The organism is Saccharothrix obliqua, assembly GCF_019375475.1.
GTDB lineage: Bacteria > Actinomycetota > Actinomycetes > Mycobacteriales > Pseudonocardiaceae > Actinosynnema > Actinosynnema obliqua.
The window spans coordinates 1147728-1165595 of sequence record NZ_JAHXGQ010000001.1 but is presented as its reverse complement, the minus strand read 5'-3'; the positions used below and the strand labels follow the sequence as shown (position 1 = coordinate 1165595).

16 protein-coding genes and 2 tRNA genes are annotated in these 17868 nt (G+C 72.4%); 6 read left to right on the top strand and 12 right to left on the bottom strand.

Features of this window, described 5'->3' with window-relative positions; translation table 11 throughout:
- The first annotated feature begins 3 nt into the window (after positions 1-3).
- Positions 4-651, top strand: coding sequence for a pyridoxamine 5'-phosphate oxidase family protein (locus KZQ38_RS05585; protein WP_219439011.1), 648 nt, complete (start codon positions 4-6; stop codon positions 649-651).
- Here KZQ38_RS05585 and KZQ38_RS05580 read toward each other — a convergent pair.
- The 4 genes from KZQ38_RS05580 to KZQ38_RS05565 all read right to left on the bottom strand — a co-directional run bounded on the left by KZQ38_RS05580 (position 635) and on the right by KZQ38_RS05565 (position 4264).
- Entirely contained in the window at positions 635-1102 is a 468-nt protein-coding gene (locus KZQ38_RS05580; RefSeq protein ID WP_219439009.1) for a cysteine dioxygenase, read from the bottom strand. The two genes, KZQ38_RS05585 and KZQ38_RS05580, sit on opposite strands and share 17 nt — an antisense overlap.
- Before the next feature lie 396 nt (positions 1103-1498).
- Entirely contained in the window at positions 1499-2563 is a 1065-nt protein-coding gene (locus tag KZQ38_RS05575; protein ID WP_219439007.1) for a cystathionine gamma-lyase, read from the bottom strand.
- On the bottom strand, positions 2560-3546 hold the full coding sequence (locus KZQ38_RS05570) for an NAD(P)H-dependent glycerol-3-phosphate dehydrogenase (protein ID WP_219439429.1): 987 nt from the start codon (positions 3544-3546) through the stop codon (positions 2560-2562). Before KZQ38_RS05570 ends, KZQ38_RS05575 begins: the two co-directional genes overlap by 4 nt.
- Before the next feature lie 19 nt (positions 3547-3565).
- Positions 3566-4264, bottom strand: a complete 699-nt coding sequence (locus KZQ38_RS05565; RefSeq protein WP_219439004.1) for a lysophospholipid acyltransferase family protein — start codon at positions 4262-4264, stop codon at positions 3566-3568.
- Between the two features lie 71 nt (positions 4265-4335).
- Between KZQ38_RS05565 and cofC the strand changes: the two genes are divergently transcribed.
- Positions 4336-4941, top strand: coding sequence for a 2-phospho-L-lactate guanylyltransferase (gene cofC / locus KZQ38_RS05560; protein ID WP_372452207.1), 606 nt, complete (start codon positions 4336-4338; stop codon positions 4939-4941).
- An 18-nt stretch (positions 4942-4959) separates the two neighbouring features.
- Here the strand turns inward: cofC and KZQ38_RS05555 are convergent, their stop codons facing one another.
- Positions 4960-6528: an LVIVD repeat-containing protein gene (locus tag KZQ38_RS05555; RefSeq protein ID WP_219439001.1), complete on the bottom strand. Its 1569-nt coding sequence runs from the start codon at positions 6526-6528 to the stop codon at positions 4960-4962.
- A gap of 90 nt (positions 6529-6618) precedes the next feature.
- Between KZQ38_RS05555 and KZQ38_RS05550 the strand changes: the two genes are divergently transcribed.
- The 3 genes from KZQ38_RS05550 (at position 6619) to KZQ38_RS05540 (ending at position 10112) form a co-directional block, all read left to right on the top strand.
- Positions 6619-6840, top strand: a complete 222-nt coding sequence (locus KZQ38_RS05550; protein ID WP_219438999.1) for a hypothetical protein — start codon at positions 6619-6621, stop codon at positions 6838-6840.
- Between the two features lie 96 nt (positions 6841-6936).
- Positions 6937-9201, top strand: coding sequence for an RNA degradosome polyphosphate kinase (locus tag KZQ38_RS05545; RefSeq protein WP_372452206.1), 2265 nt, complete (start codon positions 6937-6939; stop codon positions 9199-9201).
- Positions 9201-10112, top strand: a complete 912-nt coding sequence (locus KZQ38_RS05540; protein ID WP_308258266.1) for an NUDIX hydrolase — start codon at positions 9201-9203, stop codon at positions 10110-10112. Before KZQ38_RS05545 ends, KZQ38_RS05540 begins: the two co-directional genes overlap by 1 nt.
- Before the next feature lie 714 nt (positions 10113-10826).
- On the opposite strand, the gene KZQ38_RS05535 is transcribed toward KZQ38_RS05540, so the two are convergent.
- The 3 genes from KZQ38_RS05535 to leuC form a co-directional block, all read right to left on the bottom strand.
- Positions 10827-11501: an HU family DNA-binding protein gene (locus tag KZQ38_RS05535; protein WP_219438993.1), complete on the bottom strand. Its 675-nt coding sequence runs from the start codon at positions 11499-11501 to the stop codon at positions 10827-10829.
- Positions 11502-11709: 208 nt separating this feature from the next.
- Entirely contained in the window at positions 11710-12312 is a 603-nt protein-coding gene (leuD, locus tag KZQ38_RS05530; protein WP_219438991.1) for a 3-isopropylmalate dehydratase small subunit, read from the bottom strand.
- A 5-nt stretch (positions 12313-12317) separates the two neighbouring features.
- Positions 12318-13730: a 3-isopropylmalate dehydratase large subunit gene (gene leuC / locus KZQ38_RS05525; RefSeq protein WP_219438990.1), complete on the bottom strand. Its 1413-nt coding sequence runs from the start codon at positions 13728-13730 to the stop codon at positions 12318-12320.
- Positions 13731-13799: 69 nt separating this feature from the next.
- Between leuC and KZQ38_RS05520 the strand changes: the two genes are divergently transcribed.
- Positions 13800-14501 (top strand): IclR family transcriptional regulator, encoded by a 702-nt coding sequence (locus KZQ38_RS05520; RefSeq protein ID WP_219438988.1) that lies wholly within the window; start codon positions 13800-13802, stop codon positions 14499-14501.
- Positions 14502-15138: 637 nt separating this feature from the next.
- Here the strand turns inward: KZQ38_RS05520 and KZQ38_RS05515 are convergent.
- From KZQ38_RS05515 to gltX, 4 genes are all read right to left on the bottom strand, one after another.
- Positions 15139-15211 (bottom strand) — tRNA-Glu (locus KZQ38_RS05515).
- A gap of 84 nt (positions 15212-15295) precedes the next feature.
- Positions 15296-15367 (bottom strand) — tRNA-Gln (locus KZQ38_RS05510).
- Between the two features lie 113 nt (positions 15368-15480).
- Positions 15481-16218, bottom strand: a complete 738-nt coding sequence (locus tag KZQ38_RS05505) for an HAD family hydrolase (RefSeq protein ID WP_308258253.1) — start codon at positions 16216-16218, stop codon at positions 15481-15483.
- 104 nt (positions 16219-16322) lie between these two features.
- Positions 16323-17801, bottom strand: a complete 1479-nt coding sequence (gene gltX / locus KZQ38_RS05500; RefSeq protein ID WP_219438987.1) for a glutamate--tRNA ligase — start codon at positions 17799-17801, stop codon at positions 16323-16325.
- Positions 17802-17868 lie beyond the last annotated feature (67 nt).

Here is a 17868-nt window from a genome sequence, read left to right as displayed (position 1 = left end):
CGGATGACGTTGTCACCGACGCCCCGCAGCACGGTGCGGCGAGGCCGCAAGCGCGCCGTGACCGAACGGGACGCCCTGCACGCCGTGCTCGACGCCGCCCTCGTCTGCCACCTCGCGGTGGTGGTGGACGGTGCGCCGCTGGTGCTGCCGACCGGCTTCGGCCGGGACGGCGACACCATCTACCTGCACGGTTCGACCGGCGCGCGCAGTATGCGCGAGGCGGCGACCGGCATCCCGGTGTGCGTGGCGGTCACGCTCGTGGACGGCGTGGTCTACGCGCGCTCGGTGTTCGACCACTCCATGAACTACCGGTCCGCGGTCATCCACGGCACGGCCGTCCCGGTCACCGACCCGGCGGCGAAGACCCACGCGCTGCGGGTGCTGACCGAGCACATAGCGCCCGGCTCGTGGGACTACGCCCGGCAGCCGAGCGCCAAGGAACTGGCCGCCACCACCGTGCTGGCCGTGGACCTGGCGGAGGCGTCGGTGAAGATCCGCACCGGCCCGCCCGGTGACGAGGACGAGGACGTCGCCGCCAACCGGGCGTGGGCCGGCGTGCTGCCGCTGCACACGTCGTGGGGCACTCCGGAGCCGGACCCGCTGCTGGTGGGCGAGTGGGACGTGCCGCCGCACGTCAGCGGGCGGAGGTAGCCCCGGCCACCGGGTCGTACCGGTAGGGGCGCATGGTGCGCCCGCCGTCGCGGTAGACGTGGATCGAGACGGCGGGGTCCGGTCCGTCGTTGCGCACCTGGTGCACGTAGTCGGGACCGAACACACGCGACTGGCCGGCCGTCAGGTGGTGCAGCACCTGGGTCCGGCCGGGCGCGACGATCTCCGTCAGCGAGCCGCTGACCAGGGTGAACGCGCCGGTGGACGGACCGTGGTCGTGCAGGTCGGTGTGCTGGCCGGGCAGCCAGCCCAGCAACCACACCTCCTGCTCGGCGGTCCGCTCGACCAGCGTCGAGAAGCGGTGCTCGGGGTCGTAGCGCAGCAGGTGGGCCCAGCGCTCGCGCCGTGCCGCCATGTCGAGCGCGATCCGCACGGGGTGCAGCGCGGCGTGCGACTGGGGCAGGGCGATCGTGTTCTCCGGGACGGCGAACATGGTTCCTTCTCGGGGTGTGCGGTTGGCGCGGGCGTCAGCCGCCCGCCGGTCGCGAGTCGCTCACCGGGAAGGACAGAGCGCGCTGGCCACCAGGCGGAGGTCGATGTGACCCCGGCCGGCGTTCAAAGCGCGGGAAGACATGCCGCAGAGGGTGGCAGGGACGTCCCGCACCGGCAACCGCGTCCCAGGGACTGGAACGCGGCTGCCCTCAGGCACCCGCGTCCCCACCACCGGGGCGGCAAGGCCGGCGCGGTCGGCACCCCGCGGCGCTCGAACGGGACTGTTCGGCCGGCCCGAGGAGAGGCCGGGCTCCAGGCGGAAGCGGCCGGGGCGACGACGTCCGGCCCGGCAGTGCCCGAGGGCCGCCGTTGCGGGCGGGAGACGGGCTTGTGGCGGTCAGAGGGCTGCCAGCACGTCCGCCACGAGGTCGGCCGTGTCCTCGCACCCCGCCGACAGCCGCACCAAGCCCTCGGGGACCGGGTCGCCCCACTGGGCCCTGCGGTCCAACGTCGTGTGCAGGCCGCCGAAGCTGGTCGACGCCGCCACCAACGCCGACCGGGACAGGAAGTCCGCCACCGCCGCCGCGTCACGCAACCGGAACGTCAGCACGCCGCCGAACCGGCGCATCTGCCGCGACGCCACCGCGAACGCCGGATCGTCCGGCGCACCCGGCCACCGCAACCCCGTCACCTCCGGCCGCCCCCGCAGCGCCGCGTACAGCGCCGCCGCGTTCTCCGCCTGCCGCGCCAACCGCAAGTCCAACGTGCCCAACCCGCGGTGCGCCAACCACACCTCGAACGGCCCGGGTATGGCGCCCGACGTGGTCCGCTCCGCCCGCACCCGCGCGGCCAGCTCGGCATCCACAGTGGACACGTGGCCGAGCAGCACGTCGGAGTGCCCGGCCACCGCCTTCGTGTCGCTGCTCACCACGACATCCGCCCCCAACGCCAACGGCCGCTGCCCGAGCGGGGTCGCCGTGGTGTTGTCGACGGCCACCAACGCACCCGCCGCGTGCGCCGCCGCCGACAACGCGGCGATGTCGCAGACGTCCATTCCGGGGTTCGACGGCGTCTCCAGCAACACCAACCGCACGCCCTCGAACGACGGGTACGGCCCGACCGTCGGCGCTTCCACCACCCGCACCGGCAACCCGGCCACCAACGTCCGGGTCAGGTAGTACCCGTCCGACGGGACCACCACCACGTCACCCGGCGCGAGCACCACGCGCGACAACGCCGAGATCGCCGCCATCCCGGACGGGAACAGCACGGCTTCACCGCCGTCCAACGCGCCGAGCGCCCCCTCCAACGCCTGCCACGTCGCGTTGTCCGACCGGCCGTACGCGTTCCCGCCGCCGAGGTGGTAGGCCGACGCGAACACCGGCCCCCCGAGGAACGGCTCGCCCGCCGCCGCCCGCACCGAGTGCACGACCCGCGTGCCGTCCCCGTACTCCGCGCTCACTGCCGCTCCGCCTTCCGCTCCCGCTCCAGCAGCGCGGCCGTCAGCGCGCGCGGGTCCAACCCCTCGTGGCACACCCGGTGCACCCCGTCGGTGATCGGCATGTCCACACCGATGCGCGCCGCCAGCTCCCGGATGGACGAGCACGACTTCACGCCCTCGGCGACCTGGCCGTGCGCGGCCTCCTGCGCCTGCGCCACGGTGTCACCACGCCCCAACCGCTCGCCGAACGACCGGTTTCGCGACAGCGGTGACGCGCACGTCGCCACCAGGTCGCCCAACCCGGCCAGGCCCGCGAAGGTGAGCGGGTCGGCGCCCAGCGCGGCGCCCAGCCGGGCGGTCTCGGCCAGGCCGCGGGTGATGATGGAGGCCATGGTGTTGTCGCCGAAACCCAGCCCGGCGGCCATGCCGCACGCCAGCGCGATGACGTTCTTGCACGCACCGCCCAGCTCGCAGCCCACCACGTCGGTGTTGGTGTAGGGCCGGAAGTACGAGTTGGAGCACGCGTGCTGGAACGCGACCGCCCGGTCGTGGTCGGTGCACGCGATGACCGTGGCGGTCGGCTGCCCGGCCGCGATCTCCTTCGCCAGGTTCGGCCCGGACACCACCGCCACGTGGTCCTCGGGCACCCCGGCGACCTCGCGGACCACCTCGCTCATCCGCTTGAGCGTCCCCAGCTCCACGCCCTTCGCGAGGCTCACCAGGGTCGCGCCGCGCGGCAACGCCGACCGCCACCGCTCCAGGTTCGCCCGCAGCGTCTGGCTGGGCACGCCGAGCACCACGGCGTCGGCACCCGCCAGCGCCCGCTCGGCGTCGTGCGTGGCGGACAGGTTGTCCGGCAGCACCGCGCCCGGCAGGTAGCCGGAGTTCACCCGGGTCCGCGTGACCTCCTCGGCCACCTCCGCCCGCCGCGCCCACAGCACGACGTCCGTGCCCGAGTCGGCCAGCACCTTCGCGAAGGCCGTGCCCCACGACCCCGCGCCCATCACCGCGACCCGCTCCACGTCAGCCCTTCTTGTAGAAGCCGTCGGGCGCGGTCTCCTGGCGGACGTCCGCCAGGAGGTCCTTCACCTCGCCCATGAGCAGGTCGGTCACCTCGCGCAGCAACGCCAGCGACTCGGGCTTGTCCCGGTGGGCGGACAGGTCGACCGGCGCGCCGACCCTGGTCACCACGGTCTTGCGCGGGAACGGCCGGAACTTCTTGCGGTAGTGGTCGTAGATGTCCCGGGTGCCCCACCGGGCGACCGGGATGACCGGGACGTCGTGCTGGAGCGCGAGCCGCGCCACGCCGGTGCGCGAGTTCATCGGCCAGCCGTCCGGGTCCTTGGTGATGGTGCCCTCCGGGTAGATCACCACCAGCAGGCCCTGCTCCAGCGCGGCGTGGGCGGCGCGCAGGCTCTGCTGCGCGTCGGCGGTGCCCCGGTAGACGGGGATCTGCCGCGCGCCCTTGATCACCGTGCCGAGCAGCGGCACGTTCCACAGGCTGTGCTTGGCCAGGAAGTGCGGCACGCGGCCCTGCTTGTGGGTGAACACCGCGTCGTACACCGGGTCCAGGTGGGACACGTGGTTCATCACGACCAGCGCGCCGCCGGTCCTCGGGATGCGTTCGGCGCCCTCGTTGCGCCGCCGCGCCAGCAGCGCGGTCGCCGGGTAGAAGACCGCCGCGGCGAGCCCCACCCAGAAGCCGCCCTTCTCCTTGGCCACCTGTTCTCCTCCGTGTCCGGTCGCACGCGGTCACCTGGAAGCCGCGAGCCCGTCAGGGGAGTATGGCTGTTGTGCGTGCCGACGTGGACCTCGTGGTGCCGGTGAAGACCCTTCGACGGGCGAAGACGCGGCTGGTCGGCGTGACCGACGACCGGCCCGCGCTGGCGCTCGCGTTCGCCCTGGACACCATCTCCGCCGCGTTGCCGGTGGTGCGCGGTGTGCTGGCCGTCACGGACGACCCGGAGGTGGCGGCGCGGTTGCGGGCCATCGGCGTGCCGTCGCTGCCCGGTCCGGAGGGGTTGAACGAGGCGCTGCGGTTCGGCGCGGGCGTGCTGCGCGCGCGGGACCCGCGCTCGGTGGTGGGCGCGCTCCAGGCCGACCTGCCCGCGCTGCGGACCGACGAGCTGAAGCTCGCCCTGGCCGCCGCGGACGGGCGGGCGTTCTGCCCGGACCGCCAGGGCACGGGCACGACGCTGCTGCTGTCCGCGCCCGGCGGCGACCTCGACCCGCGGTTCGGCGCGGGTTCGGCGCAGGCGCACGCGAGCGACGCGCGCACGCTGCTCGGGCCGTGGCCGTCGCTGCGCAACGACGTGGACACCGCGGAGGACCTGGAGCTGGCGACCGGCCTCGGGCTGGGGCCGCACTCCTCGGCGGTGCTGTGCCCGGTGGGCGGCTGAGGCCCACCGGGCGTCACCTCAGCAGCAGGCCGCGCCGTCCCCGCAGCCGCCGCCCCGCAGCATCGGGCACGCGAACCCGTAGTCCGGGTCCGGCGCCAGCGGCAAGCGCTTGCGCGGCGCGTCGGTGGACCGGAACGACGCCTGCGCCGGCGCCGTCTTCAACGTCACGTTGGTGTGGGTCTCCTGCGCGTCGTACGCGCCCTTGGAGAGCTTCAGCACCTCCACGCCGCGGCCGAAGTCGGCCACGAACACGCGGTCGCGGTGGAAGTACGGCGCCCACGACACCGCGCCCTCGGGCCGCCAGTACGCCACCTGGATCGGCTTGGTCGGGTCGGTGATGTCGAGGAACCGAGTGCCCTGCTCGTACCAGGAGTAGGCGACGATCCGCTGCTTCACGTCGAAGTAGTGCGCCGAGCAGAACACGTCCGGACCGGGCAGCGTGCCCTCCTGGTCGTCCGGGCTCCACACGCCGACCGTCTTCAGCGTGAACGGCTTGTCCGGGGTGGCCCGCCACGACTCGCCGCCGGTCGAACCGGTCAGCGACGAGATCACGAACCGGCCCTGGTCCTTGCACGTGGCCGACTCGAACGCCTCCTCGGTGTGCAGCAGGAGGCTGCCCGCCGGGTGCGCGCGGCTCGGCCGCGGCCCGTCCGCGAGGGTCCGGCCGACCGGGCGGAACGAGTTGTGCGCGAACGAGGTGGGCATGTCCAGCTTCGGCGCCGCGCCACCCGCGTACGCCACCGGGTCCACCGGGGTCGCCTCACGCCACTTGCCGCTCAACGGGTCCTTGTGCCACCCGCTCGTCCAGTACCCGCGGGTGCCGCCGGTGCCCGCCACCCACGCCACGCCCGCCGCGTCCACCTGGACGTCGTGCGTCATGTGCGTCTCGCCCTGGTTGCGGTTGAGGTCGACGTAGGTGGGCAACGTCTTCGGGTTGCGCGGGTCGCGCAGGTCGGTGACGAACACCTTGCCGGAACGGCGGTAGGTGTCCGGGTCGGTGGACGGCGTGCCGTCGTAGCCGGTGGTCCACAGGTACGTGCAGTCGTTGATGCACGTGGTGATGTGCCCGGTGCCCATCGACGCGAAGTTCAGCAGTTCGAGGTTGCCCGGGTCGGCGGCCGAGATGACGTACACGCCGGTGGGCCGCTCGCCGGGCGCCTGGCGGCCGAACGCGGTGCGCTCGCGGGCCAGGAACACCAGCTTGCGCTTGGCGTCGACGGTGACGTCCTCGTTCTCCCAGAACCGCTGCTCCGGGTCGTCACCGGGCAGCGCCAGCTCCTTCTTGGTCAGGTGGTCGAGCAGCTTCGGCTCGTCCGCCTTGGTCACGTCGTAGGTCTTGAGCCCGAACGTCCCGCTGACGAACGCCACGTCCCGGTGCCGGTACTGCGCGAAGTTGATGGAGATCGCGCCGGCGGTGTCCGGGATCGTCTTGCGCAGCTCGACGTTCTTCGCCGCCGGTGCGAGCCCGTTGCCCTGAGCCGCGACCGGCCGGTCCACGGGTGCGTCGGGGACTGGTGCCGCCGTCGCGCTGCCCAGGCCGACGAAGCCCAGCACCACCCCGGCGACCACCCCTGCCAGAACCCTCATGCCCCCACTCCTCTCGGTAATGGGCCTATCGCGGAGCGTCGCAGGTGCGCGACGCGGGCCACCACCCCCGATCGGCTAGCGTTGTCCGCCGTGGCGGAGCGGGAACCTCGGCAGCGGGCGGCCGAACAGGCGACGGTGAGCACGCACCACGCGGACGGCTCGGCGACCGTGCTGCGTGACGACGGCGTGCTCGTCGACGTGCCGGCGGACGCGGTCGCGGCGGGCGGCTGGCGGGTGCTGCGACCCGGTCAGCGGGTGACCGTGGAACGCGCGCCGGGAGGCGCGGTCACGGCGGTGCGCCGTCCGGTCTGACGCGGCTGCGCCGACCGCTCACATGTGACGCGGAGTTCATCCGCTCGTCGGTCGCGATGAGCGCGGCGCCCTCCAATGTGAGGGACAATGCGCATCGTGAGCACGGACAACAACCCCGACCAGCCCGCGCCGAAGCGACGCACGAGGACGCCGCGGACCCAGACCTCCGCGAGCACGCCACGCCGTCGTCCCCGTCCCGCCGCCCGCCGCGCCACCCCCGCGGCCGCGGCGCCGCCGGCCGAGTCGACGCAGCGGTCGTTCCCGAGTTCACCGCCGGCCGCCACCGCCTCCACCGAGCAGCAGGCGGACCTGCCGGACGACCGGTACTTCAACCGCGAGCTGTCGTGGCTGGACTTCAACGCCCGCGTGCTCGCGCTCGCCGAGGACTCCTCGCAACCGCTGCTGGAGCGGGCGAAGTTCCTGGCGATCTTCGCGTCGAACCTGGACGAGTTCTACATGGTGCGCGTGGCGGGCCTGAAGCGCCGCGACGAGACGGGCCTGTCGGTGCGCAGCGCGGACGGCCTCACGCCGCGCGAACAGCTCGCCGCCATCTCCAAGCGCACGCAGGAGCTGGTCGAGCAGCACGCCCGCGCGTTCCTCGACCACGTGCGGCCGGAGCTGGAGAAGCACGCCATCAGCATCGTGTCGTGGACGCAGCTCACCGACTTCGAGAAGCTGCGGCTGGCCAACTACTTCACCGACCAGGTGTTCCCGGTGCTGACGCCGCTCGCCGTGGACGCCGCACACCCGTTCCCCTACATCTCCGGCCTGTCGCTGAACCTGGCCGTGACGGTGCGGGACCCCGAGGGCGGCGCGGAGCGGTTCGCGCGCATCAAGGTGCCGGACAACGTGCCGCGCCTGGTCCGCGTCGAGCACGACCGGACCAGTCCGACCGCGACGTTCCTGCCGCTGGAGGAGCTGATCTCCGCGCACCTGGGCGAGCTGTTCGCGGGCATGGACATCATCGAGCACCACGCCTTCCGGGTCACCCGCAACGCGGACCTGGAGGTCGACGAGGACCGCGACGAGGACCTGCTGAAGTCGCTGGAGCGGGAACTCATGCGGCGGCGGTTCGGCCCGCCGGTCCGGCTGGAGATCGCCGACGACATGACCGAGCACATGCTGGAGCGGCTGCTGCGGGAGCTGGAGGTCGACCCGCACGACGTCGTCCAGGTGCCCGGCCTGCTGGACCTGTCGTGCCTGTGGCAGCTGTACGGCGTGGACCGCAAGCAGCTCAAGGACGCGCCGTTCGTGCCCGCGACGCCGCCCGCGTTCGGCGAGCGCGAGACCCCGAAGAGCATCTTCGCCACCCTGCGCGAGGGTGACGTGCTGGTGCATCACCCGTACGACTCGTTCTCCACGTCCGTGCAGCGGTTCATCGAGCAGGCAGCCGCCGACCCGCAGGTGCTCGCGATCAAGCAGACGCTCTACCGCACATCGGGTGACTCCCCGATCGTGGACGCGCTCATCGACGCCGCCGCGGCGGGCAAGCAGGTCGTCGCGCTGGTGGAGATCAAGGCCCGGTTCGACGAGCAGGCGAACATCAAGTGGGCGCGGGCGCTGGAGAAGGAGGGCGTGCACGTCGTCTACGGCCTCATGGGGTTGAAGACGCACTGCAAGACGTCGTTGGTGGTGCGCCAGGAGGGTTCGCGCATCCAGCGCTACTGCCACATCGGCACCGGCAACTACAACCCGAAGACGGCGCGCCTGTACGAGGACATCGGTCTGTTCACGGCGGAGCCGACGATCGGCGCGGACCTGACCGACCTGTTCAACGTCCTCACCGGTTACGCGCGCCAGGACCACTACCGCAGCCTGCTGGTCGCGCCCTACGGCGTGCGGCGCGGCATCGTGGAGCGCATCGAGCGGGAGGTGGAGCTGGCGCGCGCGGGTGAGCGCGCGGGCGTGCGGCTCAAGGTGAACTCGCTGGTGGACGAGCAGATCATCGATTCCCTCTACCGCGCGTCCCAGGCGGGTGTGCCGGTGGAGGTGGTGGTGCGCGGGGTGTGCGCGCTCAAGCCGGGCATCAAGGGCCTGTCGGAGAACATCCACGTGCGGTCGATCCTGGGCCGGTTCCTGGAGCACTCGCGGGTGGTGCACTTCGTCGGGTGCGGCGAGCACTGGATCGGCAGCGCCGACATGATGCACCGCAACCTGGACCGCCGGGTCGAGGTGATGCTGCGCGTGACGGACCCGAAGCTCACCGCGCAGCTGGACGACGTGATGGACTCGGCGCTGGAGCCGACCACCCGGTGCTGGGTGCTGCGACCGGACGGCGAGTGGGAGGCGTTCCCCTCGGACGGCACGCGGGTGCGCGACCACCAGACCGAGCTGCTGCGCGCGCACCGCGCACTCGCGTGATCCGCGCGGCGGGCGCGGTCCTGTGGCGGGACGGCCTCGTGGCCGTCGTGCACCGGCCGCGGTACGACGACTGGTCGCTGCCCAAGGGGAAGCTCGACGCGGGCGAGACGACGCCCGCGGCGGCCGTGCGGGAGGTGTGGGAGGAGACCGGTTACCGCGGTGTCCTCGGCAGGCACCTGAAGACCGTGTCCTACTCCGCGTTCGGCAAGCCGAAGGTGGTGGACTTCTTCAGCGCGCGGGCGGTCGACGGCGCGTTCGAGCCGAACGACGAGGTGGACGAGCTGCGCTGGCTGCCGGTGGCGGAGGCGGCGCGACTGGTCACCCGGGACACCGACCGCGCGGTGCTGGCGGAGTTCGCCGCGCAGCCCGCGGACCTGGCGACCGTGCTGCTGGTGCGGCACGCCAAGGCGGGCAAGCGGGACCACTGGCCGGGCGACGACGACCTGCGCCCGCTGAGTTCGGCCGGCTGGCGGCAGGCGGAGGGCCTGCGCGCCCTGCTGCCGCTGTGGTCGCCGTCCCGCGTGCACTCCGCGCCGCGGGTGCGGTGCGTGGAGACCGTGCAGGGGGTGGCGGACGACCTCGGCGTCGGCGTGCTGCTGGAACCCCGGCTGTCCGAGGAGGGCTACTGGCCGGACCGCGAGGCGGGCCTGGTGCGGTTGCTGGAGGTGGCGGACGGCGTGGGCGTGCCGGTGGTGTCCAGCCAGGGCGGCGTCATACCGGACCTGGTGTCGGCGCTGGCGTCGTTGTCCGGCCTGGCGGTGGGCGACGTGCCGTGCAAGAAGGGCAGCCTGTGGCTGCTCGCGTTCCGCCGGCCGGAGCCGGGGTGGTCCACTTCGGACGACTCGTCCGGGTGGCCCCGCCTGGTCGGCGCGCACTACCTCCCGAGCCCCCTGCCCGCGCCCCGTCCGTAGTCGACGCCGACCGCCCACCGGGTTCGTTCGCGGTACGCGCTGGGCCGAACGAGTGCGCCCGCGGGCACGCTCCGGAATGCGGCCTCAGCGACCCGCAGGCGCTCCCGTGCGACCCACCCGCTCTCCTTGTCCGGCACGTGCCCCCGGCGCCGCCCACAGGCCACCCAGCCCGACTCCACCACGCCGCGCGGAACGCGCCCGCGCGGCGCGGGTGCGTGGCGGGAATGTCCCGGCGCGACCGGTCGGAACGCCGCGGGCACGACCGGGGAACGTCTCGGTTCCGATTTGGTGTGCGGGCACTCCCGCCGCCACAACGGTGTGTTCCCATCGGCGGCTGATGGGTTACCGCCGAGCGGGCCCGAATGCCCCGGCACCCGAATGGCCGGTCGGCCGAATGCTCCGGCAACCCGAATGGCCCGGCGCCCCCGAATGCCCGATGAGACCGCGGAGCACGGACCCGAATGCCGGTCCGCGGGCAGACCCGATGTCCGACACCCCGGGCACGACTCCGTTGTCGGCACGGCTCCGCCATGCGGTTGCCGGCACAGCTCCACCGTGCGGTTGCCGGCACAGCTCCACCGTGCGGACACTCTTGGGGCTCCTTGGTGCGGACACGCTTAGGGCCCGGTACGCGTCCGCACCGGGCCCTGAGCGCGTGGGCACCGCTTGCCGTGCCGGGCCGAAGCCCGGCGTGGCGTCACTTCCGCCTCGGCCTCACTTCTTCGGCGCGGCCTTCCGGGTGGCCGGCTTCTTGGCCGCGGTGGTCTTCGCCGCGGTCGTGGTGGCCTTCGCCGTCGTCGCCTTGGCGGCGGCGGGCTTCTTCGCCGCCGCGGCCTTCGGGGCGGCGGCCTTGGTCGTGGCCGCCTTGGCCGTGGTCGCCTTCGCCGCGGCCGGGGCCTTGGCGGCGGCCGGCTTCGTGGCCGCGGTGGTCCGGCGGGTGGCCGGCGCCTTGGTCGCGGCCGCGGCCGTGCGCGCGGTGGTGCTGCGCGTCGCGCGCGTCGTGGTGGTGCGCGCGGTGGTGCTGCGGGTCGCCGGAGCCTTGGTGGAGGCGGCGGACTTCGCAGCGGCGGCCGTCTTGGCCGCGGGCTTGGCGGCGGCCACCTTCGGCAGCTTCTTCGTACCGCTGATGACGTCCTTGAACATCGTCCCGGCGCGGAACGCGGGGACGTTGGTCTTCTTGACCTTCACGGTCTCACCGGTGCGCGGGTTGCGAGCGGTGCGGGCCGCGCGGGCACGCTTCTCGAAGACACCGAAGCCGGTGATGTTGACCTTCTCGCCCTTGTGGACGCTGCGGACGATGACGTCGACGATGCCGTCAACGGCGGCGGCGGCGTTCTTCTTGTCGCCAAGGCGCTCGGCGAGCGCCTCGATGAGCTGGGCCTTGTTCACCTTCAGTCCCTCCCAGGACGCTCACGGCCCTAGTCGGGCCGACTGATTGCCCACGGTAAGCCCATATGCAAGGAAATACCAATCGCCACGCCAGATTTTTCGTTGTGGCGTGGGCAATTACGACCTGTCGAGGGACGCCGGATGGGCCCCGGACGGCCGGTCCGGGACCGGATTCCCGCTGGCAGGCGGAGAATCCGGCCCCGTCCGGCTACCGCACGGGCACCGGTTCGGTGGTGGGCAACCAACCGGCCCGGTTCCGCTCGAACGTGGTGATGTCATCGGCGTGCCGCAGGGTCAGGGCGATGTCGTCCAAACCCTCCAGCAGCCGCCAGCGGGTGTACTCGTCGATGGTGAAGGGGGCGGTGAAGTCCTTCGCCACAACGGTGTTCTTCGTCAGGTCGACGGTCACCGGGGTGCCGGGGTCGTTCTCCAGGACCTTCCAGAGCAATTCGACATCGGACTGCTCGCACTGGGCGGCCACGAGGCCCTGCTTGCCGGCGTTGCCCCGGAAGATGTCGGCGAACCGGGAGGAGATGACCACCCGGAAGCCGTAGTCCATCAACGCCCACACGGCGTGCTCGCGGGACGAACCGGTGCCGAAGTCGGGCCCGGCGACCAGCACGCTGCCCGCCCGGAACGGCTCCTGGTTGAGGACGAAGCCCTCGTCGCCGCGCCAGGCGGCGAACAGGCCGTCCTCGAACCCCGAGCGGGTGACGCGCTTGAGGTAGACGGCGGGGATGATCTGGTCGGTGTCCACGTTGGACCGGCGCAGCGGCACGCCGACCCCGGTGTGGGTGGTGAACGCTTCCATGCGGGCTAGCTCCTCGAAACCAGGTCGGCGGGGGACGACAGGGTGCCGCGCACGGCGGTCGCGGCGGCCACGAGTGGCGAAACCAGGTGGGTGCGGCCACCCTTGCCCTGCCTGCCCTCGAAGTTGCGGTTGGAGGTGGACGCGCTGCGCTCACCGGGCTTGAGCTGATCGGGGTTCATGCCCAGGCACATCGAGCACCCCGCCTGCCGCCATTCGGCGCCGGCGGCCAGGAACACCTCGTGCAGGCCCTCGGCCTCGGCCTGCGCCCGGACCCGCATGGAGCCGGGCACCACCAGCATCCGGACGCCGTCGGCGACCCGCTGACCGCGCAGGACGTCCGCCGCCGCACGCAGGTCCTCGATGCGGCCGTTCGTGCACGACCCGAGGAAGACGGTGTCGACGTGGATGTCGCGCAGCGGCGTGCCGGGCGCCAGCCCCATGTACGCCAGCGCCTTCTCCGCGGCGACCCGCTCGTTCTCGTCGACGATGGTCTCCGGGTCGGGCACGCGGTCGCCCAGCGGCAGGCCCTGGCCGGGGTTGGTGCCCCACGTGACGAACGGCGTCAGCTCGTCCGCGTCGAGGACGACCTCGGCGTCGAACTCCGCGCCCTCGTCGGTGCGCAGGGACTCCCAGTACGCGACGGCGGCGTCCCAGTCCGCGCCGGTCGGGGCGTGCGGACGCCCCTTGAGGTAGTCGAACGTGGTGCGGTCCGGCGCGATCATCCCGGCACGCGCGCCGGCTTCGATCGACATGTTGCAGATGGTCATGCGGGCTTCCATGGACAGCGCCTCGATCGCGCTCCCCCGGTACTCCAGCACGTACCCCTGACCGCCACCGGTGCCGATCTTCGCGATGACCGCGAGGATGACGTCCTTCGCCGTGACACCGGGCTTGAGGGCGCCCTCGACGGTGACGGCCATGGTCTTGAACGGCCTCAGCGGCAACGTCTGCGTGGCCATCACGTGCTCGACCTCGGACGTGCCGATGCCGAACGCCAGCGCGCCGAACGCGCCGTGCGTGGACGTGTGGCTGTCACCGCAGACGACCGTCATGCCCGGCTGGGTCAGGCCGAGCTGCGGCCCGACCACGTGGACGATGCCCTGCTCGGCGTCGCCCATCGGGTGCAGCCGGACGCCGAACTCGGCGCAGTTCTTCCGCAGCGTCTCGACCTGCGTCCGCGACACCGGGTCGGCGATCGGCAGTTCGATGTCGACCGTGGGGACGTTGTGGTCCTCGGTGGCGATGGTGAGGTCGGGGCGGCGGATGCGGCGGCCCGCCAGGCGCAACCCGTCGAACGCCTGTGGGCTGGTCACTTCGTGCAGCAGGTGGAGGTCGATGTAGAGCAGATCGGGCTCCGCACCACTGCCGTGGCGCACCACGTGTGCTTCCCACACCTTCTCCGCGAGCGTGCGGCTCATCGCTTCTCCCAGGATCTGGACGGCCGATAGATCTGGACTTCCCAGACAGTGGGAAGTTAGTATCGACTTGTGGGACAGCATAGCGGGATCGGCGTGCTCGACAAGGCAGTGGCTGTCTTGACCGCCGTGGCGAAGGATCCGTGTGGGCTCGCCGAGTTGTGCAACCGGACGGGCTTGCCCCGGGCGACCGCGCACCGGTTGGCCGTGGGGCTCGAAGTCCACCGGCTGCTGCGGCGCGGTTCGGACGGCCGGTGGCGTCCGGGCGCGGCGTTGGCGGAATTGGCGGGCGGGGCGACCGACCCGCTGCTGGACGCGGCTTCCTCGGTGCTGCCGAGGTTGCGCGACATCACGGGCGAGAGCGTCCAGTTGTACCGCCGGGATGGAATGCAGCGGATCTGCGTGTCGTCCGCGGAGCCGCCGAGCGGGCTGCGCGACACCGTCCCGGTTGGAGCGAGGCTGCCGATGACGGCGGGTTCGGGCGCGAAGGTGCTGGCGGCGTGGGCCGACCCGGGCACCCAGCGCTCGCTGCTGGCCGACGCGGTCTACGGCGAGCGAACCCTCCTGGAGGTCCGCCGCCGCGGCTGGGCGCAGAGCGTGGCGGAACGCGAGCCGGGCGTGGCCAGCGTTTCGGCCCCCGTGCGCGACAGCACGGGCTCCGTCGTGGCCGCCGTCTCCGTCTCCGGCCCCATCGACCGAATGGGCAGACGCCCGGGCGCCCGCTGGGCCGCCGACCTACTGGCCGCGGCAGAAGCCCTTCAGTCCCGCCTATAACCACACCCCATCCCCCAGAGCCTCGGAGTGCCCGCACTCCGAGGCTCACGCACACCCAGGGAACAGAAGGCCACACGCCAGCCAGCCACCAGCACTCACACCCGCCCCGCGCCCACCCGCCCCCGCGCCCACGCGGCAAGGACGGCCGCGACGGCCAAGACGGCCAAGACGGCCAAGGCAACGGCGGCGCGACGACTGCGGCGCGAGGGCGGCGCGGCGGCGAGGACGCGGCGGCGCGGCGGCGAGGGCGAGGCGCGGGCAGCGGCGAGGGCGAGGCGGCGCGAGCGGGGCGAGGCGGCGAGGGCGAGGCGGCGAGGGCGAGGCGCGGGCGGCGCGAGCGGGGCGGCGCGAGCGGGGCGGCGCGAGCGGGGCGCGGGCGGCACGGGCGCGGCGGCGGGGGTGGCCAAGGCAACCCTTGCAACCAATGTGGCGATCGCAACAAGGGATGCCAATGGGGCCAAGCAAACTCATGATGCCAATGGGACCAAGCCATCTCCAGATGCCAAGCCCACCCAGCACCCCCGACCACCCACCCCTCGGCGAAGCCGAGGAAAAAGGCGGGGTCCGGGGGCTCCGCCCCCGGTGTAATAGCGAAAGATCCCCGTGTCGCGCAGCGACACAGGGATCCCCCAATCTGTAGCCCCGATGGGATTCGAACCCACGCTACCGCCTTGAGAGGGCGGCGTCCTAGGCCGCTAGACGACGGGGCCCTAGGTTTTCGACCGGATCAAGCCCGGTCATTCAGTTTTTCGTACCTGCGGTAGCTTACCACATCTCTTTTCCACCGCCGGCAGCTGGGGTACCAGGACTCGAACCTAGACTAACTGAACCAGAATCAGTCGTGCTGCCAATTACACCATACCCCATTGGCTTTCCGATCAACTTCCCGTCCGCCTGGGCTTCGGGGGGCTGTCCGTTCCGCCGGGAGGAATAGTAGACCAAGAGCCCGGCGGAACGGAAATCGGGGGTCACCCGGGGGTCACGCGGTGGCCGCGGACAGCTCGCAGACGAGCAGTTCGGGCAGCTCAGACAGGCTGCTGATGGAGGTGATGCCCGCGGGCAGCGCTCCCTCCCGCGGTCCCTGCCGGTTGAGCCAGACGCCCTTCATGCCGGCGTCGCGGGCCCCGATCGCATCGGCGTGCAGGCGGTCCCCGATGTGCACCGTGTCGCACACGGGCACCCCGAGATCCGCACAAGCGGTGTCGAAGATCACGCGGTCCGGTTTCGCGGCGCCGACCTCACCCGCGATGAGGACGGTGTCGAAGTATTCGGCGAGGCCGAGCGCGGCGATCTTCACGCGCTGGTGCCTGCCGGAGGCGTTGCTCACGGCGGCGAGGGGCAGGCCGGTGGCGCGCAGCCACTCCAGGCACGGCACGACGTCGGGGAACAGCCGCCAGCCGGACGCGAGCACTTCCTGGCGGTGCAGCTCGCGCCGGGTCGCCTCGGCCAGGTCGATCTCCTCGCCGAGGGCGGCGAAGAAGGCGCGCGTGCGGATGTTGCGCATCGACTCGTATTCAAGTTCGCCCGCGAGCAGGCGGGCGCAGTGCTCGTCGGTGATGCGCTGCCACAACGACCAGTTGTCGGCGTTGCCGACCATCGCGGCGAGCGCGGCGCGCGACGAGGTGCTGTAGTCGACCAGGGTGTCGTCCACGTCGAGGCTCACCGCGCGGATCTCGCCGGTTCTCCGGGGGGTGAAAGTCGGGGCTGCGGTTGTCACCCAGTGAGGCTAGGTGCGACCGCCCCCCGTCCGACTCGACCAGAGAGGTGATATCTAGCGGTTCTTGCACGGTCAAGCACCCCTGAACCGCCCGAACGCACCAGTCACATTGCCCCGAGCGCCTTGCGCAATCGCCCGATCGAGCGGTCCCGACCGACCAGTTCCATGGACTCGTACAGGGGTGGCGAGACGGTGCGACCCGTCACGGCGACGCGCACCGGCGCGTACGCCTTGCGCGGCTTGAGACCCAATCCGTCCACAAGGGACTCCTTGAGCGCGGCCCCGATCGCGGCGGCCGTCCACTCCGGCAACGACTCCAACGCGGTGATGCTCGCCGTCAACACCGGACGCGCGTCCGCACCCAGCACCTGGGCCGCCGATTCCCCCTCCGGCGCGAACTCCGCTTCGTCCGCGAAGAGGAACCGCACCATCCCGGACGCCTCGGCCAGGACCACCAAACGCCCCTGCACCAGGGGGGCCACTTCGCGCAGCGCGGCCAACTGCTCGTCGGTCGGGTCCACCAGGACGCCGTCCTCCGCCAGCCGGGGCAGCACGCGCGCGATGAACTCCTCCACGGGCATCGCGCGCAGGTGCGCGGCGTTGACCGCCTCGGCCTTCTTCAGGTCGAACCGGACCGGTTTCGCGCTGATCCGCGCCAGGGAGAACATCGCCGCGAACTCGGCCGCGGTGAAGACGTCGTGGTCGTCCGCGGTGGACCAGCCCAGCAGCGCCAGGTAGTTCAGCAGCCCCTCGGGGAGGAATCCGCGACGTCGGTAGTAGGACAGGTCGGCACGCGGGTCCCGCTTGGACAGCTTCCGGTCGCCGTCGCCGAGCACGTGCGGGAGGTGGCCGAAGCGCGGCGTGGAATCGGCCGCGCCGATCCGGCGCAACGCGGCGTGCAGTCCCAGTTGGCGTGGCGTGGACGGCAGGTGGTCCGCGTCGCGCAGCACGTGCGTCACGCGCATGAGGGCGTCGTCGACCGGGTTGGTGAACGTGTGGAGCGGGTCGCCGTTCGCGCGGAACAGCACCGGGTCGGGCGTCGCGCCCGCCTTGACCGCCATCGCGCCGTGGACCAGGTCGTGCCACGCGATGTCCTCGTCCGCGAGGCGCAGGCGCAGCACCGGCGCACGCCCTTCCGCGCGGAACGCGGCCTTCCGCGCGTCGGTGAGGTCGCGGTCGTGGTTGTCGTAGCCGAGCTTCGGGTCCTGCCCGGCGGCCACGCGCCGGGCCGCGACCTCCGAGGCGGTGGAGAAGGACTCGTACAGCTCGCCCGCGTCGAGGAGGCGGCGGGCCAGGTCGGCGTAGATCGCGCGGCGCTCGCTCTGCCGGTACGGCCCGTGCGGTCCGCCGACCTCCGGGCCCTCGTCCCAGTCCAGGCCCAGCAGGCGCAACGCGTCCAGCACCCGCTCGCCCGACTCGCCGGGCGCGTCGACGTCCTCGATCCGGAGCACGAGCCGCCCGCCCGTGCGCCGGGCGTACGCCCAGTTGAACAGCGCCGTGCGGAGCAGGCCCACGTGCGGGGTGCCGGTCGGTGACGGGCAGAAGCGGACGCGGGCCTCGGTGACGACGGCCGGTGTGCTCATGACCCGGTCAGCGTATCCGCCTTGACCGGGGCCGGGGACAGGAGCATCCTAAGGTTATTCAACCCCT

What these genes read in the sequence shown, in the direction of transcription:
- KZQ38_RS05585 (WP_219439011.1), top strand. Translation starts at nt 4, where the DNA reads ATGACGTTGTCACCGACGCCCCGCAGCACGGTGCGGCGAGGCCGCAAG.
- KZQ38_RS05580 (WP_219439009.1), bottom strand. Translation starts at nt 1,102, where the DNA reads ATGTTCGCCGTCCCGGAGAACACGATCGCCCTGCCCCAGTCGCACGCC.
- KZQ38_RS05570 (WP_219439429.1), bottom strand. Translation starts at nt 3,546, where the DNA reads ATGGGCGCGGGGTCGTGGGGCACGGCCTTCGCGAAGGTGCTGGCCGAC.
- KZQ38_RS05555 (WP_219439001.1), bottom strand. Translation starts at nt 6,528, where the DNA reads ATGAGGGTTCTGGCAGGGGTGGTCGCCGGGGTGGTGCTGGGCTTCGTC.
- leuD (WP_219438991.1), bottom strand. Translation starts at nt 12,312, where the DNA reads ATGGAAGCGTTCACCACCCACACCGGGGTCGGCGTGCCGCTGCGCCGG.
- leuC (WP_219438990.1), bottom strand. Translation starts at nt 13,730, where the DNA reads ATGAGCCGCACGCTCGCGGAGAAGGTGTGGGAAGCACACGTGGTGCGC.
- gltX (WP_219438987.1), bottom strand. Translation starts at nt 17,801, where the DNA reads ATGAGCACACCGGCCGTCGTCACCGAGGCCCGCGTCCGCTTCTGCCCG.